This window comes from Herbaspirillum sp. GCM10030257, assembly GCF_042666555.1.
Taxonomy (GTDB): domain Bacteria; phylum Pseudomonadota; class Gammaproteobacteria; order Burkholderiales; family Burkholderiaceae_D; genus Noviherbaspirillum.
Map to the genome: position 1 here is coordinate 1 of NZ_JBHTDH010000126.1, position 804 is coordinate 804.

Annotated in this window: 1 protein-coding gene; it reads right to left on the reverse strand. The window is 57.3% G+C overall.

Annotated features, from left to right (window positions below; translation table 11 throughout):
* Window positions 1-125 precede the first annotated feature (125 nt).
* Window positions 126-581: a GreA/GreB family elongation factor gene (locus ACFQUU_RS29380; RefSeq protein WP_382252181.1), complete on the reverse strand. Its 456-nt coding sequence runs from the start codon at window positions 579-581 to the stop codon at window positions 126-128.
* Window positions 582-804 lie beyond the last annotated feature (223 nt).

Genomic DNA, 804 nt, shown 5'->3' on the forward strand with positions numbered 1-804 from the left:
TCATCGTTGTTGCAATGGTTGTTTGCGTCTCGCATGACTGGCTCCTTCATCGTTATGCCGGGCTGGCACACATGACGGATGCCGCTTCATCTGACTTGCAGTGAAGCAATCCGTCTCCAACAGGCTTAAGGTCTGGACTCTGTGACGCCAGAGACATCGCGCTTGAACTGCGCAGGGACGCAGGTCTCGTCATGTCCTGTTTGCACGCCCACAATCTCGATGTACTGGACCTGGTTGAACGGCAGCGTCACGGCAACGACGCTGCCGACGACGCGTCCGAGCAGGGCCATTGCCAATGGTGCGAGAAGCGAAATCTTCGCCAGCGCTTCACTTGCATCCTGTGGACACACAATAACAATCGAGTTCAGCTGCGATGTGCCGATGGCGCGATAGACCACTGTCGAGTACAGCGAGACATAGTCGTCGCGCCGACTGTTCTCCGGTAGCAGGATGGAGGTCGTGATCAGTTCAATGATCCGTTCTGCATGGTTGAACTTGACGTCACGCAGGCGTAACAGGTTCTCCGCCAGCCTGCTCAGGGTGGCGGCGTCATGCTGTGACAAGTAGCGTTCGATTTTCATGGCAATAGATCCCCATGCCGCATGGTGTGGATGCGGTCATTTGACAAAGACGTGGGATGCCAGCCAAAGAGGCTGGCACGTCATTCGAATTTCGGGTGGGGTGGCTCGGGAGGCGGTGAGAACCGATGGTTCTCTTCAGCGCTCGCCGAGCCTAAGAGAGGCAGGCGAGGTCTCGGGTGGACAATTGCGCGCGGCCGGCATTCGAGAGCAGATACCCGAATGC

Bases quoted from the DNA above. Each gene is read 5' to 3' on its own strand.
- ACFQUU_RS29380 (WP_382252181.1), bottom strand. From the start codon at position 581: ATGAAAATCGAACGCTACTTGTCACAGCATGACGCCGCCACCCTGAGC.